This is a genomic window from Curtobacterium sp. MCLR17_043, assembly GCF_003224215.1.
GTDB lineage: Bacteria > Actinomycetota > Actinomycetes > Actinomycetales > Microbacteriaceae > Curtobacterium > Curtobacterium flaccumfaciens.
Window position 1 is genome coordinate 1 of the sequence record NZ_QKLH01000002.1, and the last position, 24,052, is coordinate 24,052.

The 24,052-nt window shown below is 72.1% G+C and carries 22 protein-coding genes; 12 read left to right on the forward strand and 10 right to left on the reverse strand.

The window, feature by feature from the left end; translation table 11 throughout:
- Positions 1–37: 37 nt before the first annotated feature.
- Complete coding sequence (locus DEJ03_RS01845; RefSeq protein ID WP_110863305.1) at positions 38–646, reverse strand: hypothetical protein; 609 nt, start codon at positions 644–646, stop codon at positions 38–40.
- Between the two features lie 189 nt (positions 647–835).
- On the opposite strand from DEJ03_RS01845, the gene DEJ03_RS01850 reads away from it, so the two are divergent.
- The 5 genes from DEJ03_RS01850 (at position 836) to DEJ03_RS01870 (ending at position 6,160) form a co-directional block, all read left to right on the forward strand.
- Positions 836–1,738, forward strand: coding sequence for an ABC transporter permease (locus tag DEJ03_RS01850; protein WP_110863306.1), 903 nt, complete (start codon positions 836–838; stop codon positions 1,736–1,738).
- Between the two features lie 3 nt (positions 1,739–1,741).
- A complete protein-coding gene (locus tag DEJ03_RS01855) occupies positions 1,742–2,971 on the forward strand; it encodes an ABC transporter ATP-binding protein (RefSeq protein ID WP_110863307.1) in 1,230 nt (409 codons plus the stop codon).
- On the forward strand, positions 2,890–4,065 hold the full coding sequence (locus DEJ03_RS01860; protein WP_220034096.1) for a glycosyltransferase family 2 protein: 1,176 nt from the start codon (positions 2,890–2,892) through the stop codon (positions 4,063–4,065). The genes DEJ03_RS01855 and DEJ03_RS01860 overlap by 82 nt, the downstream gene beginning before the upstream one ends.
- Before the next feature lie 74 nt (positions 4,066–4,139).
- Positions 4,140–5,309 (forward strand): glycosyltransferase family 1 protein, encoded by a 1,170-nt coding sequence (locus DEJ03_RS01865; protein ID WP_220034097.1) that lies wholly within the window; start codon positions 4,140–4,142, stop codon positions 5,307–5,309.
- Complete coding sequence (locus DEJ03_RS01870) at positions 5,306–6,160, forward strand: glycosyltransferase family 2 protein (protein WP_071406439.1); 855 nt, start codon at positions 5,306–5,308, stop codon at positions 6,158–6,160. Before DEJ03_RS01865 ends, DEJ03_RS01870 begins: the two co-directional genes overlap by 4 nt.
- 463 nt (positions 6,161–6,623) lie before the next feature.
- Here DEJ03_RS01870 and DEJ03_RS01875 read toward each other — a convergent pair whose 3' ends face one another.
- From DEJ03_RS01875 to DEJ03_RS01885, 3 genes are all read right to left on the reverse strand, one after another.
- Complete coding sequence (locus DEJ03_RS01875) at positions 6,624–8,327, reverse strand: glycosyltransferase (RefSeq protein ID WP_146237629.1); 1,704 nt, start codon at positions 8,325–8,327, stop codon at positions 6,624–6,626.
- Positions 8,328–8,449: 122 nt separating this feature from the next.
- The gene (rfbA, locus tag DEJ03_RS01880; RefSeq protein WP_110863310.1) at positions 8,450–9,313 is read right to left on the reverse strand and encodes a glucose-1-phosphate thymidylyltransferase RfbA; all 864 of its coding nucleotides are present in this window, start codon (positions 9,311–9,313) and stop codon (positions 8,450–8,452) included.
- A gap of 14 nt (positions 9,314–9,327) precedes the next feature.
- Positions 9,328–9,936, reverse strand: coding sequence for a dTDP-4-dehydrorhamnose 3,5-epimerase family protein (locus DEJ03_RS01885; protein ID WP_110863311.1), 609 nt, complete (start codon positions 9,934–9,936; stop codon positions 9,328–9,330).
- A gap of 85 nt (positions 9,937–10,021) precedes the next feature.
- On the opposite strand from DEJ03_RS01885, the gene DEJ03_RS01890 reads away from it, so the two are divergent.
- The 6 genes from DEJ03_RS01890 (at position 10,022) to DEJ03_RS01915 (ending at position 17,298) form a co-directional block, all read left to right on the forward strand.
- Complete coding sequence (locus DEJ03_RS01890) at positions 10,022–10,963, forward strand: glycosyltransferase family 2 protein (RefSeq protein WP_071406435.1); 942 nt, start codon at positions 10,022–10,024, stop codon at positions 10,961–10,963.
- Positions 10,953–12,512 carry a glycosyltransferase family 39 protein gene (locus DEJ03_RS01895; protein ID WP_110863312.1) on the forward strand — a complete coding sequence of 520 codons (1,560 nt, stop codon included), beginning with the start codon at positions 10,953–10,955 and terminating at the stop codon, positions 12,510–12,512. The genes DEJ03_RS01890 and DEJ03_RS01895 overlap by 11 nt, the downstream gene beginning before the upstream one ends.
- On the forward strand, positions 12,509–14,119 hold the full coding sequence (locus DEJ03_RS01900; RefSeq protein WP_110863313.1) for a glycosyltransferase family 39 protein: 1,611 nt from the start codon (positions 12,509–12,511) through the stop codon (positions 14,117–14,119). Before DEJ03_RS01895 ends, DEJ03_RS01900 begins: the two co-directional genes overlap by 4 nt.
- Entirely contained in the window at positions 14,116–15,102 is a 987-nt protein-coding gene (gene rfbB, locus DEJ03_RS01905) for a dTDP-glucose 4,6-dehydratase (RefSeq protein ID WP_071406432.1), read from the forward strand. Before DEJ03_RS01900 ends, rfbB begins: the two co-directional genes overlap by 4 nt.
- An 11-nt stretch (positions 15,103–15,113) precedes the next feature.
- Positions 15,114–15,965, forward strand: coding sequence for a dTDP-4-dehydrorhamnose reductase (gene rfbD / locus DEJ03_RS01910; RefSeq protein WP_110863314.1), 852 nt, complete (start codon positions 15,114–15,116; stop codon positions 15,963–15,965).
- Positions 15,966–16,155: 190 nt separating this feature from the next.
- The gene (locus DEJ03_RS01915) at positions 16,156–17,298 is read left to right on the forward strand and encodes a glycosyltransferase family 1 protein (RefSeq protein WP_110863315.1); all 1,143 of its coding nucleotides are present in this window, start codon (positions 16,156–16,158) and stop codon (positions 17,296–17,298) included.
- 13 nt (positions 17,299–17,311) lie between these two features.
- Here the strand turns inward: DEJ03_RS01915 and DEJ03_RS01920 are convergent, their stop codons facing one another.
- The 6 genes from DEJ03_RS01920 to DEJ03_RS01945 all read right to left on the reverse strand — a co-directional run bounded on the left by DEJ03_RS01920 (position 17,312) and on the right by DEJ03_RS01945 (position 23,438).
- A complete protein-coding gene (locus DEJ03_RS01920; protein ID WP_110863316.1) occupies positions 17,312–18,079 on the reverse strand; it encodes a family 16 glycosylhydrolase in 768 nt (255 codons plus the stop codon).
- 236 nt (positions 18,080–18,315) lie between these two features.
- Positions 18,316–18,588, reverse strand: a complete 273-nt coding sequence (locus DEJ03_RS01925; protein ID WP_110863317.1) for a hypothetical protein — start codon at positions 18,586–18,588, stop codon at positions 18,316–18,318.
- A 40-nt stretch (positions 18,589–18,628) separates the two neighbouring features.
- The gene (purE, locus tag DEJ03_RS01930; protein ID WP_110863484.1) at positions 18,629–19,096 is read right to left on the reverse strand and encodes a 5-(carboxyamino)imidazole ribonucleotide mutase; all 468 of its coding nucleotides are present in this window, start codon (positions 19,094–19,096) and stop codon (positions 18,629–18,631) included.
- A 54-nt stretch (positions 19,097–19,150) separates the two neighbouring features.
- The gene (locus DEJ03_RS01935) at positions 19,151–20,248 is read right to left on the reverse strand and encodes a hypothetical protein (protein ID WP_110863318.1); all 1,098 of its coding nucleotides are present in this window, start codon (positions 20,246–20,248) and stop codon (positions 19,151–19,153) included.
- Positions 20,249–20,423: 175 nt separating this feature from the next.
- Positions 20,424–22,079 carry a glycoside hydrolase family 6 protein gene (locus DEJ03_RS18100; RefSeq protein WP_220034098.1) on the reverse strand — a complete coding sequence of 552 codons (1,656 nt, stop codon included), beginning with the start codon at positions 22,077–22,079 and terminating at the stop codon, positions 20,424–20,426.
- Positions 22,080–22,301: 222 nt separating this feature from the next.
- A complete protein-coding gene (locus DEJ03_RS01945) occupies positions 22,302–23,438 on the reverse strand; it encodes a 5-(carboxyamino)imidazole ribonucleotide synthase (RefSeq protein WP_110863319.1) in 1,137 nt (378 codons plus the stop codon).
- A gap of 113 nt (positions 23,439–23,551) precedes the next feature.
- On the opposite strand from DEJ03_RS01945, the gene DEJ03_RS01950 reads away from it, so the two are divergent.
- Positions 23,552–24,040, forward strand: a complete 489-nt coding sequence (locus tag DEJ03_RS01950) for a GtrA family protein (RefSeq protein ID WP_071406423.1) — start codon at positions 23,552–23,554, stop codon at positions 24,038–24,040.
- Positions 24,041–24,052 lie beyond the last annotated feature (12 nt).

Genomic DNA, 24,052 nt, shown 5'->3' on the forward strand with positions numbered 1-24,052 from the left:
AGATGTGTATAAGAGACAGGGGTGCGGGGGGTGCGCATCACGGGACCTCGGCGGTCAGGGGGTCGGACGTCGTCGACGCGGAGCCGACGGCGTAGGTCAGGGTGACGGACCAGGTGCCGCTCGACACCTTCGCCGCGGGGAACGACACCTGCGCGCAGTTCACCGACGAGGCACTCGCCTGTGCGGTGCTCGTGGCGGTGCGCGTGACGCCGTCCTTCGTCGCGGTGAAGGTGCACTTCCCGCTCGTGTCGGTCGTACCGGAGACCAGGCCACCGGCCTGGAGGGTCTTCGAGCCGGTGTCCCAGCCGGCGAACGTGACGACGGACGTGGCCGGGTACTCCGACGGGTCGGTGTCCGGCTGGTTCGTCGCGCCGCTGCCCGGGAACGCACCGGGGGTGTCGTCGTCGGAGGCGCCGGCGTCGTCGCCGTCACCGTCGTCGGACCCACCGTCGGTCGGCGTCGAGGCCGCGTCGGTGGGGACCGAGGTCGCCGAGTCGTCGTCCGTCGGGGTCGCACTCGGGGTGCGCGAGACGGACGCGGACGGCGACGGGGTGGCGTCGTCGCCACCACCGGAACAACCGGCCAAGAAGAGACTGAGTGCACCGACCACCGCGAACGCAGCGATCGGCCTGGATGCGAGGAGCATGCTGACGGGCCGTCCTGTGGATGTTGACAAGGGTCCGGGTTGCAACAACGGTAACTCGAAAGTGAAGGTTGAGGGTTGGATCGGCCGGAATCACCCCCACTCGGGGTGCACGACGACCGTCGCCCAACCCCGTCCCGCGGGCCCGGTGAGTATGCTGTTCCGGTCCTGCCCCCACGAACGAAGAGACGTATGGTCGACCAAGCCCGCATGACCGCGCTCGCGAAGGAACCCCTCGTCGTGATCGGCGCTCCGACGAGCGCCTTCCGCGGGACCTTCCGTGAGCTGCGCGACGTCTTCCGGCAGCGCGAGATGCTCGGCATGCTCGTCCGACGTGACCTGAAGGCCCGGTACAAGGACTCGGCACTCGGGTTCGTGTGGACGCTCGTGCGCCCGCTGACCCAGCTGCTCATCTACTACTTCGTCATCGGCAAGGTCCTCGGCGCCGCCAACGGCATCGACAACTTCGCGATCTACGTCTTCACCGGCCTGACCGCCTACACGCTCTTCAGCGAGATCGTCGCCGGGTCGACCGGCTCGATCGTCGGCAACTCCGGGCTGATCAAGAAGGTCTACGTCCCGCGCGAGGTCTTCCCGCTCGCCAGCGTGGGCGCGGCCCTGGTGAACTTCACCATCCAGTTCGCGATCCTGCTGGCCGCGACGGTCGTCATCGGCGTCTTCCCGTGGCACGAGGGCCTGGTCTACCTGATCCCCTCGCTCGCGGTGATCCTGGTCTACGGCGCGGCCATCGGTCTGGTGCTGTCCGCGCTCAACGTGTACCTGCGCGACGTGCAGTTCGTCATCGACGTCGGCCTGATGGTCCTGCTCTGGGCCTCGCCGATCGTCTACTCGTACTCGCGGGTGGTCGCCACCGTGAACACCGACTGGCTCCTCACCCTCTACACGAACAACCCGCTGACCCTGTCGGTGCTCGGCCTGCAGAACGCGATCTGGCTGCACGACCCGGCGGACGTCACGTACCCGGCCCACCTGATGCTCCGGCTGGGGATCGCGTTCGTGATCGGCCTCCTCTGCCTCATCGGTGCGCAGCGGATCTTCTCCCGCCTGCAGGGCAACTTCGCGCAGGAGCTCTAGACCATGGCCATCAGCACCCCCGTCGCCCCGTCGACCGCCGGCGAGACCGCCGAGCGTCCCGACGTCATCGTCATCGACCACGTCCGCAAGCGCTTCACGGTCCGCAAGGACAACACCCTGCGCGAGCGCATCGTCACGCTCGGCCGCGCCGGGAGGAAGCACCGCCAGGACTTCTGGGCCCTCGACGACGTCACGGTGTCGATCCAGGCCGGCTCGACCGTCGGGCTCATCGGCCAGAACGGCTCCGGCAAGTCGACCCTGCTCAAGGCCATCGGCGGCATCATCCAGCCGACCTCCGGCACGGTGTCCCGCCGCGGTCGCCTCGCCGCCCTGCTCGAGCTCGGCGCCGGGTTCCACCCCGACCTGTCCGGCCGCGAGAACGTCTACCTCAACGCGAGCCTGCTCGGCCTCAGCCGCAAGCAGACCGACGAGAAGTTCGACGACATCCTGGCGTTCTCGGGCATCGGGGACTTCATCGACACCCAGGTGAAGTTCTACTCATCGGGCATGTACGTGCGGCTCGCGTTCGCCGTCGCCGTGCACACCGACCCCGACGTCCTGCTCGTCGACGAGGTCCTGGCCGTCGGTGACGAGGCCTTCCAGCGCAAGTGCCTCGACCGCATCCGCACCTTCCAGGAGGCCGGCAAGACGATCATCATCGTCACGCACTCCCTCAGCCAGGTGCAGGAGATGTGCGACCGCGTCGTCCTGCTCAACAAGGGCAAGGTGCTGCACGACGGTGACCCCGTCCAGGCCGTGAGCATGTTCCGCGAGGTGCTCGAGGAACGCCGGCAGGGCGAGCTCAGCACCGACGTCGCCGTCGGCCGGGGCAAGGTCATCGGGGCGAGCGTGCACGTCGACGGCAAGGAGCCCCGCGCCGAGGTCATGCCGGGCGACGACCTCGTCGTGGACATGGAGTTCGAGCACCTGGACGGCATCGCCGACTGGGAGGCCGCGGTCCAGATCAACAACGCCGGTGGCCAGGTCGTCTACGGCACCACCACCGGCATCATGGGCCTCGAACTGCAGCCGCTGCACGGTCGCCGGAAGCTCCGCCTGCGGATCGCCGACACCGCGTTCGGCACCGGCAAGTACTTCATCAACGTGTCGATGATGGACTCGGCCGGGCGCCACCTGCACGACATGCCGGAGTGCGACTCGTTCGAGGTCCCCGGGTTCGAGCACGCCGTGGGCACGGTCTACGCCGAACCCTCGATCGAGGAGCTCGACTGACCCCGGACGACGGCGACACCGGGACCAGCGCCGACGGCACGCCCCGTGGTGACTCCGCGCCCCGGACCGACGGCACGCTCCGCACCGCGGTCGTCGTCGTCAACTGGAACCGCGCCGACCTGACCACCGCGGCCGTCCGCGCCGTGCTCGACGAGGGCACGGCCGACGACGTCATCGTCGTCGACAACGGGTCGTCCGACGACTCCGTCTCGGTGCTCCGCCGTGCCCTGCCGGACGCCACCGTCGTCGCACGCGGCGACAACGGCGGCTTCGCGGCCGGTGCCAACGCCGGCATCCGGCACACGGACGCCGACGTCGTCGTGCTCCTGAACAACGACGCCGTGCCCGCACCGGGCTTCGTCGCGGCGCTCCGCGACCACCTGGCGCACGCCGGGCCCGAGGTCGCCGCGGTGACGGGCCGCATCGTGCTCGCCGGACGCTGGACGGGCCTCCCGGCCGGGCTGGAGCCCGCACCCGGCCAGCGCGTGCTGCGCGACCACGACGACCGTCGCTGGACGCCGTCGGCGGACGGCGAGGTCCGGCTCAACTCGACCGGCGTCCGCGTCGACCGCGACGGCAACGGGATGGACCGCGACTGGTTCGCGCCCGTCGACCGGGTCGCCGACGTCGACGTCTTCGGGTTCTCCGGCGGCGCGTCCGCGCTCCGGCGCACGGCGCTGGACGACGTCGGCCTGCTCGACGAGTCCCTGTTCATGTACTACGAGGACACCGAGCTCGCCTGGCGGCTGCGCCGCCGCGGATGGCGCGTCGAGCACGCGGCCGACGCGGTCGTCGAGCACGACCACTCGGCGTCGTCCGGCGTGCAGAGCGACCTGTTCGTCTTCCGGAACGCCCGCAACCGCATCGTCGTCGCGCTCTGGCACGCTCCGTGGCCGACCGTCGCGCGGGCGAGCGCCCGCACCCTGGTGCGCGGCCTGCGCGGGCTGGCCTCCGGTCGCACCCGCCGGGAGGCGCGGCTCGTCCTGACGGCGTTCGCGGACGTCGTGCGGACCCTGCCGGTCCACCTCGCGCGCCGGCTGCGCGAGACCCGGCGCGCGTCCGTCCCGCGCCGCAGCGTGGACCCGGGCGCATGAGTGCAGCGGGCTATCCTGGACACTCCCCCGTCGACGGCCCCGGCCACGACGTCCCCGCCCGGAAGGAACCACGCGTGCCGCAGCTCACCGTCCTCGTCGACGGGACCGCGGTACCGCAGGCGCTCGGCGGCGTCGGACGCTACGTCGAGGGGGTCGTGTCCCACCTGACCGACCCGTCGCTCGACGTCCACCTGGTCGTCCGCCCCGTGCACGCTCCGCACTTCGCCGCCGTCGCGCCGCACGCGACCGTGCACACGGCGCCGGGCTGGACCGACTCGGTGCCGCTCCGGTTCCTGTGGGAGCAGACCGGGCTGCCGGCGCTCGGCCGTCGGCTCGGGGCGCAGGTGCTGCACTCCCCGCACTACACGTTCCCGTTCAGCTGGCGCGGCGGGTCCGTCGTCACGCTGCACGACGCCACGTTCTTCTCCAACCCCGAGTGGCACTCGCGCCTGAAGCGCACCTTCTTCACCTGGTGGAGCCGCCGGTCCCTGCGCACCCGACCCGTCGTCATCGTGCCGAGCGCCGCGACCGCGACCGAGGCCGCCCGGGTCGTGCGGGGCATCCGCGCCGACGTCCGGGTCGCACCGCTCGGCGTCGACCGCACGGTGTTCCACGAGCCCGACGTCGCCGCGGTCGAGGACGCCCGGATCGCCGCCACCCTGCCCGAGGGTGCCCCGTGGATCGCGTTCCTCGGCACCATCGAACCGCGGAAGAACGTCACGGCGCTGCTCGACGCGTACGCCTCGGTGCGCGCCGCGCGTGCGGCTACAGGGTCGGACGGTCACCCGGGTGCGGAGACCCCGTGGCTCGTGCTGTCCGGGGCCCGCGGCTGGGACGAGGCGGCCATCGCGCGGCTCGACGCCCTGCAGCCCACCGACCACGTCATCGAGGCCGGCTACCTGCCGATCGAGGACCTCGCCGGGTTCCTCGGCGGTGCCGAGTTCGTCGTCTACCCGTCCCTCGGTGAGGGCTTCGGGCTGCCCGTGGTCGAGGCGATGGCCTCCGGCGCGTGCGTCCTGACCACCCGGCGGCTGTCGCTGCCCGAGGTCGGCGGTGACGCGGCCGTCTACAGCGAGCCCGACGCGACCGCGCTGGCGTCCGCGATGACGGCGCTGCTGGACGATCCCGCGCTCGTGGCCTCGCACCGTGCGGCGGCGCTGACGCGGGCCTCCGCGTTCACCTGGGACGCCACGGCAGCCGTGCACGTCGAGGCCTACGAGTCCGTCGCCGGGGGTGCGCGGTGATCCGGGTCGCGGTGCTGACGGTCACCTACAACACCGGCGAGACCATCCGGCCGTTCCTGGCGAGCGTCGCCGGTGCCTCGAAGGACCCGGTCGCCGTCGTCATCGCGGACAACGGCTCGGCCGACATCGACGCGCTCCGGGCGATCGGTGAGTCCTACGGCGCCGTCGTGGTGTCCTCCGGTGGCAACCGCGGCTACGGCGGCGGCATCGACGCGGCACTGAGCGCCCTCGACGACGTGCTGCCGGACGTGCGTCCGGAGTTCCTGCTCGTGACGAACCCCGACGTCGTGCTCGGCGAGGGCTCGATCGACGAACTCGTGGCCGCCGCCGACCGGTTGCCGTCCGGTGGATCGTTCGGCCCCCGGATCCTCGACGACCAGGGCGAGACCTACCCGTCCGCCCGGCAGCTCCCCTCGCTCCGGACCGGCCTCGGCCACGCGGCGTTCTCGCGGTTCTGGCCGGCGAACCCGTGGAGCCAGCGGTACTGGTCCACCACGAAGGTCGTCGAGCGCGAGGCCGGCTGGCTCTCCGGTGCGTGCTTCCTCATCCGGACGTCGCTCTTCCGCGAGCTCGACGGGTTCGACGAGTCGTACTTCATGTACTTCGAGGACGTCGACCTCGGGCAGCGCGTCGGACGGTCGGGTCGAGCGAACGTGTACGTGCCCTCGGCGGTCGTCACCCACACCGGAGCCCACTCGACGTCGTCCAACCGGCGCCGGATGGAGATCGAGCACCACCGGAGCGCCTACCGGTTCCTGTCGCGGAAGTACCGGGCGTGGTGGCTCTGGCCCCTGCGCGTCGTGCTGCACGCGGGCCTGTCGCTCCGCGCCCGCTGGGTCACGCGCAAGTAGCTCCCGCTCGGTCGGGGTCGTTGCGCGCGGGGTCTGCCGTCGCGCCCCCGCACGGGCATCGCGCCCCGACTCCTCGGGGCGCAACGACGGCAGCGGGGCGCGCACATCGGTCGCGGGTTCGGAGGCCCCGGTTCGACCGCGTTCCGCACAACCGAAGTGCACGCGAACCGCGGGATTGCGCGGCTCGAACACACTTTGCTTGTGCGCCGGCACGCGCACGCGTCCGCCGCGGCGGTTCCTCCGCGGTGCGCCCCCGCGCGGGCATCGCGCCCCGACTCCTCGGGGCGCAACGACCGCAGCGGGGCGCGCACATCGGTCGCGGGTTCGGAGGCCCCGGTTCGACCGCGTTCCGCACAACCGAAGTGCACGCGAACCGCGGGATTGCGCGGCTCGAACACACTTTGGTTGTGCGGAGCGTCGCGCGGCGGGGACGCGGGCAGCGGGTGGCGACGGCGTCGGCGGGTCAGGGGTGCAGGCGCGCGCGCGACGCGCGGGCCGCCGCCAGCAGCACGGCAGCGCGGGCGTCGAAGGAGTGCTCGGCGGCGATGCGCTCGGCCACGGCGGCACGCTCGGCAGCCGACGGCCACGAGCGCGCCGGGTCGAGCAGGTCGGCCAGCTCGTCGCGGGAGCCCGCCACCTCGAGGGTCGGGACGTCCAGCACGTCGGACAGCCCGGCCACCGGGTCGGTCACGACGACTCCCCCGGACGCCAGCACGTCGAACACCCGGTTGGACACGAAGCCCCCGGCGGCCATGTCGGGCCAGTGGTCGTTGAGCACCACACGCGCCGAGGCGTAGGCCGCCGCGACCTCGGCCCGGGTCAGCGACGGTTCGCCGAGTGACTCCGCGGGGACGACCTCGTCCCACCCCGGACCGTGCACGCGCAGGTCGGCACCGAGCGCGACCGCGTCGGACACGATGGGTCGCGCGGCACCGCGAGTCGAGCCGACGAACACCGCGTGGTCGGCATCGGGGCTCGTCGCCGTGCGCGCGCCCGGGTGGAACACCGCCGGCTCGGTCGCCTGCAACAGGGTCCGGACCGGCACGCCCGCACGCGCAGCAGCGGCGGCTGCCCACACCGGCCCGGCCGCGAACACCGCGTCGAACGACCGCAGTTCCGTGTCGGCGACGTCGTCGGGGTGGCTGATCACCCAGAGCAGGTTCACCGACGCCGGGTTCGGCGGCACCCGGTCGAGGCCCCGGATCACCAACGTCACGTCGTCCGAGGCATCGTCGGCCCGCACGTGGGCGTCACGTCGGTCGATCCGGACGCGCTGCCCCAGCCGCTCGAGTGCCCCGGCGAGCTCGGCGGCGAAGTGCACGTCGCCCCAGCCGTCGCCCTCCGGCCCGGCGGGCGCAGCGATCTTGAGCGACCAGGTGAGGTGTTCGGCGTCACCGCCGGTCACGCGCGCGGCCGGGGCCACCGGCCGGGCACCCCAGGGCGGCAGGGGCGGTCCGGTGACGACACCGTCGCCCTCGGACGCGCGGTCGCGCCAGGCGGTGAACGCGTCGACGGTCGCGGCGTCGACGGTCCGACCGGCCTCGACCGAGCGGGTCGCCTCGCCGACGACGCGCACGGCTCCGCCATCGGCATCGGCGACCGCGCGGCTCCAGGCCGTCAGGGTCATGCGTTCGTCCGGGAGGCACGGTGCCGGCACCAGCGCCGCCCCCGGCACCGAGAGCACCGGCTGGTCCGCCGCGAAGACGGTGTCGACGTCGGTCACGGCGTCGACTCGGTCGTCCGACCACGGCAGGGCACCGGGCCGCAGCAGCCGAGCGCCGGAGCGGAAGGTGCCGTCCGGCATCCGGACCCGGGCCTGCGCGACCGAGCCCGCCGCCGCGAGGGCGTGCAGCGCCGGCACGTCGACCGACACCGAGGTGTCGACCACCACGAGCGTCCGGCCCACACCGGCTGCGACCCCGGCGTTGATCGCCGAGCCGAGGCCGTCGACGGGTTCCGGTCGGACCCACGGCAGGCGACGGCCGAACGGGTCGACCGGCGACGCGTCCGCGACGTAGCTCACGGCCCGGACGTCGACCCCACGACCGAAGGCACCGCGGGCGACCGACACGAGCCGGCCGACCTCGGCGTGCCGGTCCGAACGGGTCGTGACGAGCACCGTGACGTCGTGGTCGAGCCGCGGCCGCGGGTCCGGGAACCCGGTCACGGGAACGACGGACGCCGCCGTCACGGACGCGGGACGGGCCTCCTGGCCGGGGTGGCCGGAGGCCGTCGCATCCGGACGGCGGCGTCGACCGAACCAACCGGGGGCGGGGGTCACGTGCGGAGCTAGACGCCGAGGAGTCGCTGCAGGTAGACGCCGTAGCCGCCCTTGACCAGCGGCGCGGCGAGCTCGGCGAGCTGCGCGTCGTCGATCCAGCCGTTCCGCCAGGCGATCTCCTCGATGCAGCCGATCTTGAAGCCCTGACGGTCCTCGATGACCTTCACGTACTCCGACGCCTGCATCATCGACTCGAACGTGCCGGTGTCGAGCCACGCGGTGCCGCGGTCGAGGACCTGGACGCCGAGCTCGCCGGCCTCGAGGTAGCGCTCGTTGACCGTGGAGATCTCGAGCTCGCCGCGGGCGCTCGGCTCGATCGTCTTGGCGATCTCGATGACCTTGTTGTCGTAGAAGTACAGGCCGGGGACGGCGTAGTTCGACTTCGGTTCGGCCGGCTTCTCCTCGATGGAGACGGCGGTGAAGTCGTCGTCGAACTCCACGACGCCGTACGCCTTCGGGTCGGCCACGTGGTACGCGAAGATCGTCGCGCCCTGGACGTCGGTGTTCTTCCGGAGGTTCGTGCCGAGGCCGGTGCCGTGGAAGATGTTGTCGCCGAGGACGAGGGCGACGCTGTCGTCGCCGATGAACTCCTCGCCGATGACGAAGGCCTGCGCCAGACCGTCCGGGGACGGCTGCACGGCGTACTCGATCTCCATGCCGAACGCCGAGCCGTCGCCGAGCAGGGCCCGGAACTGGTCGTTGTACTCCGGCGTCGTGATGACCAACACCTGTCGGATGCCCGCCATCATCAGGGTCGACAGGGGGTAGTAGACCATCGGCTTGTCGTAGATCGGCATGAGCTGCTTGCTGATGCCCTTGGTGATCGGCCAGAGGCGCGTGCCGGAACCGCCGGCGAGGATGATGCCCTTCATCGGTGTCCCGTCCCTTACTTCTTCGTCCGGAGCGACTCGGTGTACGCGACGCACTCCTCGTACGTCGGCAGCAAGCCCTGTGCCGCGGCTTCCTCGAGGGTGGGGGCGCTGGTGTCCTTCTCGGACAGCACCAGCTCGCCGAAGCCCTCGGGCAGGTCGAGCCCGACCGTCGGGTCGAGGATCGTGATCCCCTTCTCGCGCTCGGGGTTGTAATGCGCGCTGACCAGGTAGTTCACGGTCGACTGGTCCTCGAGCGCGACGATCGCGTGGCCGAGCCCCTCGGACAGGTAGACGGCCTTGCGGTCGACGTCGTCGATCCGGACGGAGTCCCACTGGCCGAACGTCGGGGACCCGACGCGGATGTCGACGATGTAGTCGATGAACGCCCCGCGCACGGCGGTGACGTACTTCGCCTGGCTCGGTGCGACGAGGGCGTAGTGGATGCCGCGGGCGACACCGGCCGCGGAGATCGACATGTTCACCTGGCGGAGGTCGAGCGGGTGACCGACGGTCTCCTCGAGCACGTCGGCGCGGTACGCCTCGAGGAATGCTCCTCGTGCGTCGCCGTGCTGGACGGGCGTGAACTCCCACGCGCCAGGGATCTTCAGTTCGCGGATCTGCACCGGGGAAGCCTAGCAAGCCGTGAGTTCGCATAGGCTGTCATGGTTCTGCGCATTGCCGACTCCCGAAACGAGACCAAGCGAGCCCGTGAAGCTATTCGTCCAGATCCCCTGCCTCAACGAGGAGAACACCCTCGCCAGCGTCATCGACTCCATCCCGCGGGAGATCGACGGCATCGACGAGATCGAGATCCTGGTGATCAACGACGGCAGCACCGACCGCACCGTCGAGGTCGCCAAGGAGCACGGCGTCAAGCACTTCGTGCACCACACCACGAACATGGGCCTCGCCCGCTCGTTCCGTGACGGCGTCGACTACGCGCTGCTGCACGGTGCGGACATCGTCGTGAACACCGACGGGGACAACCAGTACCCGCAGGCGCAGATCGCCGAGCTCGTGCAGCCGATCCTCCGGAAGGAAGCCGAGATCGTCATCGGCGACCGGCAGACGCGCACCATCGAGCACTTCTCCGGCTTCAAGAAGGTCATGCAGCGCTTCGGCTCGTGGGTCGCCAGCCGCGCTGCCGGGCTCGACCTGCCCGACGCGGCGAGCGGGTTCCGCGCGTACTCGAAGTACTCGCTCATCCGCCTGAACATCGTGACGCGCTTCAGCTACTGCATGGAGACCATCGTGCAGGCCGGCTACAAGCGGCTGGCGATCGCGTCGGTGCCGATCACGACGAACCCGAAGACCCGCGAGTCGCGGCTCTTCAACAACATCTTCCAGCACATGTTCGAGTCCGGCTCGGCGATCGCCCGCGTCTACCTGATGTACCGGCCGATGGCGCTGTTCCTCTGGGTCGCCGCGGTGCTCGGTGCGCTCGGACTCTGGCCGCTCATCCGGTACCTGGTGCTCCTGGCGATGCAGACCGGCGGCAACCACCTGCAGTCGATCATCCTCGGTGTCGTCCTGCTCATCACGGCGCTCCTGTCCATAGTCATCGGCGTCGTGGCCGACCTCACCCGCCTCAACCGCACGCTGGCCGAGGAGCAGCTCGACCTGCAGAAACTGCAGCGGTATGGCGACTGACACGGCCCCGGCCGTGTCGCGCTCCGACGTCCGACCCGCGGTCGGGCGGCGCGAGCGCATCCTCGTGATCGCGTTGACGGTGGCGTTCGCCGCCGTCCTCGCGGTCTGGGCCGTCGTCACCACGACGTACAAGGCCCCGGACGAGCCGACCCACGTCGACGCGGTGCTGCACCTGGCGATCGGTGACGGCTGGCCGGCGCCCGGCGCGATGCACTACCTCAACGCGGTGCACGACACCCAGATCAGCAACATGCGGCAGTCGACCGACGTGAACCAGACGTGGGGCGAGCTGCTCCGCGAGTTCCCGGGCGTGCACCCGACGAGCATCGACCAGATGTCGCAGCACCCCGCCACGTACTACGCCCTGGCCGCCGGGGTCCTGCAGCTGGTGCACTTCGAGGACCTCCGCTGGGACCTCGCCGTCATGGTGCTGCGACTGTTCGACGCCCTGCTCGTCCTGCCGCTGCCGTTCCTGGCGTGGGCGACCGTGCGTCGGCTGACGCGGTCACCACGGGCCGCCCTGGTCGGCGGTGCCGCGGTGTTCGCCCTGCCCGAGGTCGCCTCGATCGGCACCTCGGTCACGAACGACGCGCTCATGCTGCCCTTGGCCGGGGCGCTCGTGTACTTCGTCGTGCGACTGCTCACCGGCGACCTGCGGGTGCGCACGACCATCTGGATCGGGCTGCTGCTCGGCGCGATGCTGCTCGTCAAGGGCACCGCACTCCCCGCGATCCCGTTCGTGGGCATCGCCGTGATGGCCGCGGGCTGCACCCGGGCGACCGTCTGGCGGAACGCGCTCCGGACGCTGTGGACCCTGGGGCTCGCCGCCGTCGTCGGTGGCTGGTGGTGGCTGCGCAACATCCTCGTGTACCGCGACATCCAGCCGGACGGCATGGCCGGCGCACGTCCGCCGATGCCGTTCCCGGCCGGCACCGCCGCCAGCCCCGAGGTGTTCCTCCGCGACTACTGGAACGGCGTCACCCGGACCTTCTGGGGCAGCGTCGGTGGTCTCACCCAGTTCCAGCTCGCCCAGGTCCTGATCGACGGGCTGACCATCGCGTCGCTCGTCGGCATCGTCGTCTGGGGGTTCCGCCGCGGCCCGTCGCTCCGCCCGGCGATCGTGCTGGCGTCGTTCCCCGTCATCCTCATCGCCCTGCACCTGCAGAGCGGGTGGGGCGGGTACGTCCGGAGCACCATCGTCGCGGGCACCCAGGGGCGCTACTACTACCCCACGCTCATCGCCCTCATCGCCCTGAGCGCCCTCGCCTGGCGCCGGGTCACCGTGACGGCAGCCGGCACCACCCGGCTCGCCGTCGGGATGTCGATCGCGGCGATGGCCATCGCGCTGTACGGCGTCGTCTACGCGCTGCGGGCCTTCGGGCGCGACGCCGCCTTCTGGGTCGACGAGTTCGCGGTCGGCCGGTTCGACCGCTACGGCATGATGCCCGCCGGCACGAACTTCACCCTCGTCGCCGTCGCCGCGGTCGCACTGACCGTCACCGCCGTGCTGCTCGTCCGGTTCATGCGCCGTCCAGAGGTCCCCGCGTGAGCGCCCCGCGACCGCTCGTCGGCCGGCACGAGTGGGTCCTGCTCGGCACCGTGACGCTGGCCTGGCTCGCCTTCCTGCTGACCTTCGCCCTCGTCACCCCGGCCTTCGGGGCACCCGACGAGCCCGCACACGTCGACGCCGCGTTCCGCCTGGCACTCGGACTCGGCTGGCCGCACGGCGGCGAGATGCACTACCTCGCCGCCGTGCGCCAGATCGTCGAGCACCCGGCACCGGCCGTCGACCGCCCCACGGTCGACGCGCTGCTGGCGGCGGTGCCCGGGGACTCCCCCGCGATCGACCCGATGTCCCAGAACCCTCCGACGTACTGGTTGGTGGCCGCCGGGATCCTGCGTGTCATCCGGTTCGGCTCGCACGACTGGGCGACCTCGGTGCTCGTGCTCCGCGTGTTCGACGTGCTGCTCGTCACCGCGCTGCCGGTCCTGGTCTGGGCGACGGTCCGTCGGGTGACCCGCTCGCCCCGCACCGCACTCGTCGCCCCGGTCCTGCTCTTCGCCGTCCCGCAGCTGGCGCAGGTCGCCTCCGGCGTCACGGTGTGGGCACCGGTCGTCCTGCTCGGCGCCGTGCTCGTCTGGCTGAGCGCACGCGTGCTGACCGGCGACCGTTCGTGGTGGACCACCGCCGGGCTCGCCGTCGCCGTCACCGGACTGGCGGCCCTGAACGCGCTGGGGCTCCTGGCGATCCCGTTCGTCGTCCTCGTGTCCGCCCTGGCACCGGGCCGGACGTGGGGCCGCCGGGGCCTGCACGCCGGCGTGGTCGTCCTCGCTGCCGTCGCCGTGTCCGGCTGGTGGTGGGTGCGGACGCTGCTCGTGAGCGGGACGCTCCTGCCCGACGCCCTGCGCGCCGTCACGACCGTGCAGCCGTACCCGGCGGGCGGTGCGAACCCCGGGGCGTTCGCCGGGCGCCAGTGGGACGGTCTGACCGCCTCGTTCTTCGGCGCACTCGGTGCGAACCAGTGGCCGTTGCCGGCGATGGTCATCGACACGCTCGCGGTCGTCGGACTGGCCGTCATCGGGTGGTCGTACGCCCGCCGGGCTCCGGGCCGCCGGGTGACCACGATCCTGCTCGTCTGGCCGACGGTCGTCCTCGTCGCCACCCTCGCCTACAACTGGCGGAACTACCTCGGCACGCACCAGGGCAACGGGCTGCAGGGCCGGTTCCTGTTCGTCGCGGTCGTCGCGCTCGTGCTCGCCCAGGCGGTCGCGTGGCACGCCCTCGTCGTCCGTCCGGAGCTCCGCCGACGCCTGGCCCGGCTCGCGGTCGTCGGTTCGCTCGCGATCGGCACGTACGGCATCGGCCTGACCTACCGCGGCGGGTGGGAGAACACGCAGTTCCGCATCACGCCCGGCGGGATCTCCGCGATGGCCGGCGGCGCGGTCGCCGGGCCGTTCGCGATCCTGCTGGTCGCCATCGTGTTCGCGGCCGCCGCCGTCGCGACCGTCGTCCTGGTGTGGCGGACCGTCGCCGAGCCGGGAGCACCCGCTACCGCCGCCGAACTCGCCGACGCCGCCGAGCCCGCCGACCCCACCAGCGGCCCGCTAGAATCGCCGCCGACCCACGAACCGACCGTCAGGAAAGAGAACTCGTGAAGATCCTCGTCACCGGAGGAGCCGGCTTCATCGGCTCGAACTTCGTCCGCCGCACGCTGGAGGACGCGTACCCCGGCCTCGAGGGCGCCGAGGTCGTCGTCTACGACGCACTGACCTACTCCGGCAACGAAGCGAACCTCGCCCCGGTCGCCGACTCCCCCCGCTACACCTTCGTGCACGGCGACATCCGCGACGCCGCGAAGCTCGACGAAGTCGTCCCGACCGTCGACGCCATCGTGCACTTCGCCGCCGAGTCCCACGTCGACCGCTCGGTCCGTGACTCCGGCATCTTCGTCGAGACCAACGTCGTGGGCACCCAGCGCCTGCTCGACGCCGCCCTCCGCCACGGCACGGAGCGGTTCGTGCACGTCTCCACCGACGAGGTCTACGGCTCCATCAGCGAGGGCTCGTGGGACGAGGAGCGCCCGCTCGAGCCGAACTCGCCGTACTCGGCGTCGAAGGCCGGCAGCGACCTGCTCGCCCGCAGCTACCACCGCACGCACGGGCTGAACCTCTCGATCACGCGCTGCTCGAACAACTACGGGCCGTACCACTTCCCCGAGAAGGTCATCCCGCTCTTCGTCACCAACCTCATCGACGACGTGCACGTGCCGCTGTACGGCGAGGGCAACAACATCCGCGACTGGCTGCACGTCGACGACCACACCCGTGGCATCGCGATGGTCCTGACCCGTGGCCGCGCCGGCGAGATCTACAACATCGGCGGCGGCACCGAGCTGACCAACAAGGAGCTCACGCAGCTGCTGCTCGACGCGACCGGCAAGGACTGGTCGTACGTCGACCGGGTCGCCGACCGTCTCGGCCACGACCTGCGCTACTCGGTCGACATCTCGAAGATCCAGGCCGAGCTCGGCTACGAGCCGCTCGTGCCGTTCGAGCAGGGCCTGGCCGACGTCGTGCAGTGGTACCGCGACAACCGCGCCTGGTGGGAGCCGCTCAAGCAGCGTGCGGCCCTGAGCTGAACCGGCACACCGTGACCAGGTACCTCATCACCGGCGCCGCCGGCATGCTCGGCCAGGACCTCCAGGCCGCACTCGCCGGCCGCGACGTCACCGCGCTGTCGCGGGCGGACCTCGACATCACCGACCCGGCCGCGGTTGACGCCGCCGTCGCCGGGCACGACGTCGTGATCAACTCGGCCGCCTACACGAAGGTCGACGACGCGGAAGACCACGAGGACGACGCCCACGCGGTCAACGCGACGGGGCCGAAGCTCCTGGCCGAGGCCGCGGTCCGCCACGGCGCGAAGCTCGTCACCGTGTCGACCGACTACGTCTTCGACGGCAACGGCACCGCGCCCTACGCCGAGGACGCCCCGACCGACCCGATCAACGCCTACGGCCGCACCAAGGCCGCCGGCGAGGCGTTCGTGCGCGCGATCGCCCCGGACACCTCGTACGTCGTCCGCACCGCGTGGATCTACGGCGCACACGGGCCGAACTTCGCCGCGACGATGCTCCGGCTCGCGGGGTCGAACGACACCGTCAGCGTCGTCACCGACCAGGTCGGCCAGCCGACGTGGACGGGCGACCTCGCCGCGCGGATCGTCGAACTCGTCGACGGGGACGCCCCCGCGGGCATCTACCACGGCACGAACGCCGGCCAGGGTTCCTGGTTCGACTTCACGCAGGCCATCTACCGCGAACTCGGGCTCGACCCGGAGCGCGTGCTGCCCACCGACAGCGCCGCCTTCGTCCGGCCGGCGCCGCGCCCGGCGTACAGCGTGCTCGGCCACGACGGCTGGTCGCGTGCCGGACTCGCGCCGATGCGCGACTGGCGCGACGCGTTGCACGCTGCGGTCGCGGCGGGTGCGCTGACCGCGTAGGCACGGCTCTCGCCCGGGAGGCGCGGGTCGGGTTCCGCACACCGCGGACCCGACCCGCGCCTCCTGTCCGACCACCGACCGCGCCCAGGGGGCGCCGGGACCACCCTGGTAGTGTCGGGCAGCCGAGCGCGGGGCCGGCCCTCGGCCCCCTGACCACGGGTCCACGAACCACGACGAGGAGCACAGCACCATGACCACCCTCCACGTCATCGTCGACCAGATCGTCGCGCCCGTGCCGGGCGGCATCGGGCGCTACGCCGAGGAGCTCGCGCGACACCTCGTCGAGCACGCGCCGAGCGGCTGCGAGGTCGCGGGTGTGGTCTCCGCTGTCGGGTCCGACGAGATGGCGCACCTGCGGACGCTCCTGCCCGGACTGTCCGACCTGCAGCGACTGCCGCTGCCGCGTCGTGAGCTGTCGCTCGCCTGGCAGGGCGGGTTCGTGGGCGGCATCGCGAAGGGCATGGTGCACGCGCCGAGCGTGCTCGCGCCACTGGTCAAGCACGATCGTTTCCAGGACCCGGGCCGGCAGACCGTGGTGACCGTGCACGACGTGGTGCCGTGGACCAACCCCGAGACCCTCACACCGCGCGGCGTCCACTTCCACAAGGCGATGGTGAAGCGGGCGTGGAAGCACGCCGACGCCGTCGTGGTGCCGACCCACGCCGTGGCGGGGGCGCTGAACGAGATCCACCGGTTCGACGACCGACTCCGCGTGATCGGCGGCGCCCCGAGCGGACGCCTCCGCCTGCCCGTCGACGCCGACCTGCGCGCCGAGCGCCTCGGCCTGCCCGACCGCTACGTGCTCGCGGTCGGCACGCTCGAGCCGCGCAAGGCCCTCGCGTCCCTGATCGAGGCGATGGCCCACCCGGACGCCCCCAGCGACGTGCCCCTCGTCATCTCCGGTCCGGACGGCTGGGGCGACGTCGACGTGTACGGCACCGCGGAGCGTGCGGGCCTGTCGCGCGACCGGGTGAAGGTCCTCGGCCGCATCGACGACGCGGACCTCGCGGTGGTCTACGACCGTGCGACGGTGTTCGTGTTCCCCAGCCTCGCCGAGGGCTTCGGCCTGCCCGTGATCGAGGCGATGAGCTTCGGCACCCCGGTGATCCACTCCGACGACCCCGCCGTGGCCGAGGTCGCGTCGGACGCCGGCGTCACCGTCGCCCGGTCGCCGCGAGAGTCCTACCCCGCACGGCTCGCACAGGCCGTCTACCAGGTCGTGAACGACCCGCAGCTCTCCAGCCGGCTGGCCGTGGCGGGGCCGGACCGCGCACGCATGTACGACTGGTCCGACTCCGCCGCGGAGACCTGGCAGCTGCACGCCGACCTCTGACGGCAGGAGCGCGTCAGCCCTTGTACGTGTAGGTGCTGACCCAGTCGATGTACAGGTGCCCCGCGTCGCCCCAGTCGCCCACCTGGAACATGTAGCGGTGCGCGGTCTTCGGCACGTGGGTCGTGATCGTCTTGATCACCTTGCCGTCGAGGCGGTACCGCACGGACTTCCCGGGCACCCACTCGATGGAGTACGTGTGCCACGAACGCCACGAGACGCCGGTGCTCAGGCTCGTCGCGTTGGCCTCCTGGCCCGCGATCATCGAGTGGTGGTGCAGCATCGGCTGCTGGTCGAAGTTGGCCTCGGGGTAGTCGATCTCCCCGTCGGCCCAGCGGTCGGACGACGGCCAGAGCATGAAGGCCGCGCCGTTGCCGGCACCGCCCGTGGCCTTGGCGCGGACGATGAACTTGCCGCCCTTGTGGCCCCAGGCTCCCGTCGGCGTGCCGAAGGTACCGGCGGCGCCGTGCTTGCCGTCGAGCTTGACGTCCATGTACCCGTTGTGCGAGCTGATCTGCGAGCCCGAGTAGTACATGCCGCCGGTCCCGTCCGGGTACGGCTGCCACGAGTTGGCGTACTTCTTGGCGAAGGCGCCCTTCGCACTGGCCGCGGTGCTGAACTGCTCGCGGAAGGTCTGCTTGAAGTTCCCGACGTCGCCGAGCGGTGCCGAGCTGGCGGTCGCTGCGGTCCCCTGACCGAGCGGTCCGGCGACGAGTGCTGCTCCGAGGAGCACGACGGCGAGTGCGGCCCTCCTGGTGGTGCGCTTCTGCATGAGGTCGGTCACTCCCTGACGTGACTGTTCGCACCCGTTCCCGTGGGTGCCGGGCCATCGGATCTCGACTGCCCGGCGTTCACGGTAGTTGCTGTCCACAATCTGCGCCCGGGGGTTGACACTTCAGCGCACCCCCAGTACACGGGGCTTGCGCGAGGATCAGCCGTCGGGCAAGAAGCCCTGGTCAGTGCGCGTGGCGTGGCGTCGGCATCGGTCGATCAGCCGCGCGCCGACGTCGGGTGGTGGGGTCAGGGACGTGCGCGACGGCGTCGAGCGACCACGGCGACCACGACGGCGGCCACCACGGCGAGGACGGCGACGACCGCTGCGGCCTCGGCGACGTGGAGCGCCGCGAACCACGAGTCGAACTGCGACTTCGTCGCCACGACGTCCGGGCCCGCGCCACGGAACCACACCGCCACGGGGTTCACCGGACCGGCCGCGCGCGCAGCGACCACGCAGACCACCGCGGCGACCACGGCGACCGCGGAGAGGACGAGGACGGGGACGGCGCGGCGCATCCCGCTACCGTAGCGCGGCTCGGACCCCGCAGCGGCGGCCTCAGAGCGAGTCGCGGAGGCGCGCCGCCTTCTCCTCGACCAGGCGCTCGAGCCCGTCGGCGTACTCGGTCAGGCGAGCGGCGACGACCGGCTCCGAGGAACCGATGATGCGCGCAGCCAGCAGACCGGCGTTGGCGGCACCGTTGATCGCCATCGTCGCGACCGGGATCCCCGCCGGCATCTGCACGATCGAGAGCAGCGAGTCGAGGCCGTCGAGCCGCGCGAGCTGCACCGGGACACCGATCACCGGGAGCGTCGTCATCGAGGCCACCATGCCCGGCAGGTGTGCCGCTCCGCCGGCCCCGGCGATGACGACCCGGATGCCACGGTCGGCGGCGCCGCGGGCGAAGCGGGTCATCTTGTCCGGGGTGCGGTGCGCCGACACGACGTCCGCCTCGAACGGGATGCCGAGTTCGGTGAGGATGTCCGCCGCGGCCCGCATGGTCGGCCAGTCGGAGTCCGACCCCATGATGATCGAGACGAGCGGCTGTGCGGGTGCGGCGGTGTCGGTCACGCGACGAGCCTAGCCGAGCAGCACGCGTCGCCAGGTGTCGCCGTCACGGCCGATCGTGCGTTCCTCGGCGACCCAGCGGGCCGCCCCCTCGTCCGCCCGGCCACGGTCGACGGCGGTCCGGACGGCGTCCCGCCACGCCTGGACGTCGTCCGGCACGGCCACGGCCCCGTGGGCCCGTGCGACGGCGTAGGACGGACGGTCGGACACCACGGCGGACAGCCCGAGCGCGGTGTACTCGAGGAACTTCAGGTCGCTCTTCGCGCGGTTGAACTCCTCGTCACGGAGCGGTGCGACGCCCGCCCGCCAGCGCTCCCGGTGCGCCACGAGCCATCGGGAGAACGCCGGGTAGTGCCCGTCGGGGACCTCGACCCGGCGGAACCAGTCGGCACCGCCCTCGTCGGTCACCCCGATGACCTCGAGCCGGATCGGGGTGCCGTCGGCGGTGGCGAGGTCGGCGAAGACGTCACGCAGGAGCTCGAGGTCGGCGGCGTGGGTGAGCGTGCCCATGTACAGCACCCGGTGCTCCCCCGCGGGCCGCTCGTCGTCGTCCGCGGTGGGGCCGGCAGTCCAGATCGTCGGGTCGAGGGCGTTCGGCACGACGACGACGTCCCGCGCCACCGGACGGACCACGTCGGCGAGTTCGGGCGTGCTCACGACGACGGTGTCGGCACCGCGCACCAGGGCGTCGATCGAGGCGAGCCGGTCGGGGTCGTACTCGGCGCGGGCCAAGCGAGCGCGTCCGGACTCGGTGAAGAAGTCGTCGTCGACCTCGGCCACGACGCGGATGCCCCGGGAGGCAGCTGCCGCCAGGAAGGGCTGCACGTCGGCACGGGGAAGGATGTCCCGCTGCACCAGGAGTGCAGCGTACGGCGCCTGGTCGGAGCCGTCGACGAACGCTGCCGGGTCCACCTGGCGCACCTCGGCGGTGCCGCTCGCAGCCAGGTGCTCGGTGCGGCGGACGACACGGACGTGTGCCGAGGCCGGGTGGGCGCCGCCACCGCCCGCGACGACGTAGCCGAGGACGGGCAGGGGTGTCGGCTGTGGCGGGGCACCTGCGACGGCGCGACGCAGGCGTGCGGCGGCCCGGCGGACGAGATCACGCGGCATGCGCCCATCCTCTCGCACCTGGCACCTCGCACCGTGCGAGGTCAGTCACGAACGGTGCGGGGTTCCGTGCGCGGTGCGAGCCGCAGAGCCTCCCGCCGACGACGGAACCTCGCACCGCACGGCGAACGCCGCACGGCGAAGGCCGCACGGCGGACGCCGCACGGGCTCCGCCCCCTCAGCGCACCGTCACCGTCCGGCACGGCGACGCCCTGCGGTCCGCGCCGCTCCCGGTGTTGTGGACGATCGCGCAGACGGTGTGCTTGCCGGCCGCAGCCCGGACGGTGCCCGCGAAGCCGTGCGACCCACCGGAGCCCCAGGTCGCGTCCACGTCGGCGCGCTTCCGACCGGCGTCCAGCGACGTCACCCGCTTGCCGTCGACGGTGATCGCCACCCGGCTCGCCGAGGCCACCGCGTCGCCGTCGAACGCCCAGCCGCGCACCGCGATGCCCCGGGTCACGGCCTTCGCGGACTCCAGTTCGGCGTACGGGTCGTGCCGGTAGGCGCGGACGGTCGAGCAACCGAGCGGGGTGTCCGACCCCGCGCCGATGTTCACCGCGGTGACGCAGACGCGGCGAGCGCCGGCCGCGGTGGGCACCACGACGTCGAAGCCGTGGGTCGCGCCGACCCCGGAGCGTGCGTCGACGTCCGGCCGGTCGAGCCCGGCGGTGGTGACGCCTGCGGGGACACCGTCGACGGTGGCCCGGACCCGCACGGGCTGCGTGGGGTCGTCCTCGTCGTAGGCCCACCCGGACACGCGGACGCCGCCGCCGGTGCCGGCGACGGCCTCGAGCGTCCCGCGGGGCGTCAGGTCGGCGGCGGGCACACCCAGGCGTGCGTTCGCGACGAGGGCCTGTGCGTAGGTCGAGAACCACTTGCCGGCGGCCGGGGCCCCGTTGCAGGTGCCGTCGCTCGCGCCGGGGGTCTTGACCCACAGCAGGGCGTCGAGCGCCGTGCCGTCGGACACCACCCGGGGCGAGGTGCCGAGCCCGGCACCCGGTCCGTTGCACCAGGTGCCGCGCCAGCCCTGCCCGTTGCGTGAGGTGTCGATCACGTAGTGCGAGCCCCCGGTGGCGGCGGACACCTTCTGCGCGTAGGCCTGCTCCTGGGCGGTCGGGTAGTAGTTCGCGACGTTCGTGAAGAACCCGCGGGCCTGCTGGACGCCCGCGCTGTTCAGCCGGGACGCCATCAGCGCGGGCTGCACCCAGTTCGAGTTGCCGGCGTCCAGGTAGGCGGGGACCCCGGCGGCGGTCAGCCCGGCGACGGTGCGGGACAGGATCCGGTAGCGCTGCTCGTCGAGCGCGGTGCTGCACTTGGCGTTGCTGAGCATCGCGAGCGAGTCCGGTTCGACGATGACGGCTGCGCGGTGTCCCGCCAGCGCCGCGGTGACCTGGTCGACCCAGGCGTCGTAGGACTCCTCGTCGAAGCCGCCGGCGGAGTACCCGCCGCAGTCACGGTCGGGGATCGCGTAGAGCACGAACACGGGGGTGGTGCCGGACTGTTCGGCACCGGTGAGGGCGGTGCTGATCGTCTTGGTCAGCTGCGTCCCCTGGCTCCAGTCGCCGAGCCAGGTCGCGACGGGGTACCCGGCGATGGTCTTCGCCGCAGCGGCCCCGGCCGGGTCGGTGGCGGCCAGGGCGGCCTGCGCCTTCGCGGCCTCGCTCGTCGGCGACCGGTACGGTCCGGCGCCGTAGAGCGACGCGGACGTGGCCGAGCGGATGGTCGAGGCCGAGGTCGCCGCGGACGCGGTCGCGGTCGGCAGCAGGCCGGCGACGGCTGCGACGAGGGCGATGGCTGCGCCGCAGACGGCGGCGCGGCGCGGACGGCGGCGCATGGGGACTCCCTGGACGGTGGGCACGGACCGTTCCAGGGGAACACGCGCTCCCGGCCCCCGCCAGCCTCCCGACCGGGTGCCACCCGAGGGGGTGTCCGCAGAGCGGCCGACAAGTGTGTCCCGCAACCGTGACGGACGGGAGGCCCGTGGCGGGGTCGCCACGGGCCTCCCGTCCGTCAGCGGGTCACGTCGAGGACGCGACCCGGTGTCGCGGACACCGTCTCAGTCGTCGAAGTGCGCCGCGGCCGCGCGGGCGCGGTAGACGACGTCGTCGACGTCGTCGCCGAGCACCGTGACGTGCCCGATCTTCCGGCCGGGCCGGGGCGCCTTGCCGTAGAAGTGGTAGTTCGCCTCGGGGAAGGCCTCGAGCGCTGCGGGGTACCGGGCGGCGAGGTCGCCGTCCGCGGGTCCGCCGAGCACGTTGACCATGACGGACGCGGGGGCGAACGAGCCGGTGGCCCCGAGCGGCAGGTCGAGGACGGCGCGCAGGTGCTGTTCGAACTGGCTCGTGGTGGCGCCGTCGATGGTCCAGTGCCCGGTGTTGTGCGGACGCATCGCGAGTTCGTTGATGAGGATGCGCTCGTCGTCGGTCTGGAACAACTCGACCGCCAGCACACCGGTCACACCGAGTTCCTCCGCGATGCGGACGGCGATCGACTCGGTCAGGTCGGCGATCCGGCCGGCGCTGTCCGGGGCCGGTGCGATGACCTCGGCGCAGACCCCGTCGCGCTGCACGGTCTCGACGAGCGGCCAGGCGACGACCTGCCCGGAGGGACGGCGTGCCACGGACTGCGCGAGCTCGCGGGTGAAGGGGACGAGCTCCTCGACCAGGAGGGCCTGGTCGCCGCCGGCCTCGGCCACGGCGATGAACCAGTCGTCGACGTCGGACGCGTCGGAGACGACCCGGACGCCCTTGCCGTCGTACCCGCCCCGCGGCGTCTTGACGACGGCACGGCCACCGTGGTCCGCCAGGAATGCTCGGACGTCGTCGGGTCCCTGCACGGCGGCCCAGTCGGGCACCGGCAGCCCGAGTTCGCTCAGCCGGCGACGCATGGTGATCTTGTCCTGGGCGACGGCCAGCGCGTCCGGTCCGGGGTGGACCGACACGCCCGCGTCGACCAGGCTGCGCAGGACGTCCTGCGGCACGTGCTCGTGGTCGAAGGTCACGACGTCGACCTGTCGGGCGAACTCGAGCACCGTGGCGGCGTCGTGGTAGTCGCCCTCGGCGGTGGCGGCGATCGCGGCGGACATGCCCGGCCCCTCGGCGAGCACCCGGATGTCGATCCCCAGTTCGACCGCGGCCGGCACCATCATCCGTGCCAGCTGTCCCCCACCGATGACCCCGACGCGCAACGCCATGCTGTGTGATCCTTCCGGCGCTCCCACCGTGCGGTGGGAACGCGTTGTCTACAATCGCTGTTCGGGTCGTGCTCTGCACGACCGGTCACAACTCTACGGATCCTGGAGGGCTCGTGCGGCGCCTCATCGCCCAGCTGGCACGCTTCGGCGTCGTCGGTGCCGTCGGCTTCGTCGTGGACACCACGGTGTTCAACGTGCTGCGCATCACCGTCCTGAACCCCGAGGACGTCCACTCGGGGCCGTTCTGGGCGAAGGTCATCTCCACCGTCGTGGCGATCTTCGTGAACTGGATGGGCAACCGGTACTGGACGTTCCGCGAGCAGCGTCGCGCCGTGGCCACCCGCGAGGGCATCGAGTTCGTCGTCGTGTCGCTCGGCGGCATGGTCATCGCGCTCGCCTGCCTCGGGGTGTCGCACTACGCGATGGGGCTCACCTCGGTGCTCGCCGACAACGTCGCGAACATCATCGGGCTCGTGCTCGGCACGGTCTTCCGGTTCTGGCTCTACAAGGTCTGGGTCTACCACCCCGAGCGCACGGCCACGCAGCCGGCCGCCGCGGACGAGTCGGTGTCCGACGGCCCGCGGGTCCCCCACGACGTCTGACCTAGGATCGGT

What these genes read in the sequence shown, in the direction of transcription:
- DEJ03_RS01845 (WP_110863305.1), bottom strand. Translation starts at nt 646, where the DNA reads ATGCTCCTCGCATCCAGGCCGATCGCTGCGTTCGCGGTGGTCGGTGCA.
- DEJ03_RS01850 (WP_110863306.1), top strand. Translation starts at nt 836, where the DNA reads ATGGTCGACCAAGCCCGCATGACCGCGCTCGCGAAGGAACCCCTCGTC.
- DEJ03_RS01855 (WP_110863307.1), top strand. Translation starts at nt 1,742, where the DNA reads ATGGCCATCAGCACCCCCGTCGCCCCGTCGACCGCCGGCGAGACCGCC.
- rfbA (WP_110863310.1), bottom strand. Translation starts at nt 9,313, where the DNA reads ATGAAGGGCATCATCCTCGCCGGCGGTTCCGGCACGCGCCTCTGGCCG.
- DEJ03_RS01895 (WP_110863312.1), top strand. Translation starts at nt 10,953, where the DNA reads ATGGCGACTGACACGGCCCCGGCCGTGTCGCGCTCCGACGTCCGACCC.
- DEJ03_RS01915 (WP_110863315.1), top strand. Translation starts at nt 16,156, where the DNA reads ATGACCACCCTCCACGTCATCGTCGACCAGATCGTCGCGCCCGTGCCG.
- DEJ03_RS01925 (WP_110863317.1), bottom strand. Translation starts at nt 18,588, where the DNA reads ATGCGCCGCGCCGTCCCCGTCCTCGTCCTCTCCGCGGTCGCCGTGGTC.
- purE (WP_110863484.1), bottom strand. Translation starts at nt 19,096, where the DNA reads ATGGGGTCGGACTCCGACTGGCCGACCATGCGGGCCGCGGCGGACATC.
- DEJ03_RS01935 (WP_110863318.1), bottom strand. Translation starts at nt 20,248, where the DNA reads ATGCCGCGTGATCTCGTCCGCCGGGCCGCCGCACGCCTGCGTCGCGCC.
- DEJ03_RS18100 (WP_220034098.1), bottom strand. Translation starts at nt 22,079, where the DNA reads ATGCGCCGCCGTCCGCGCCGCGCCGCCGTCTGCGGCGCAGCCATCGCC.
- DEJ03_RS01945 (WP_110863319.1), bottom strand. Translation starts at nt 23,438, where the DNA reads ATGGCGTTGCGCGTCGGGGTCATCGGTGGGGGACAGCTGGCACGGATG.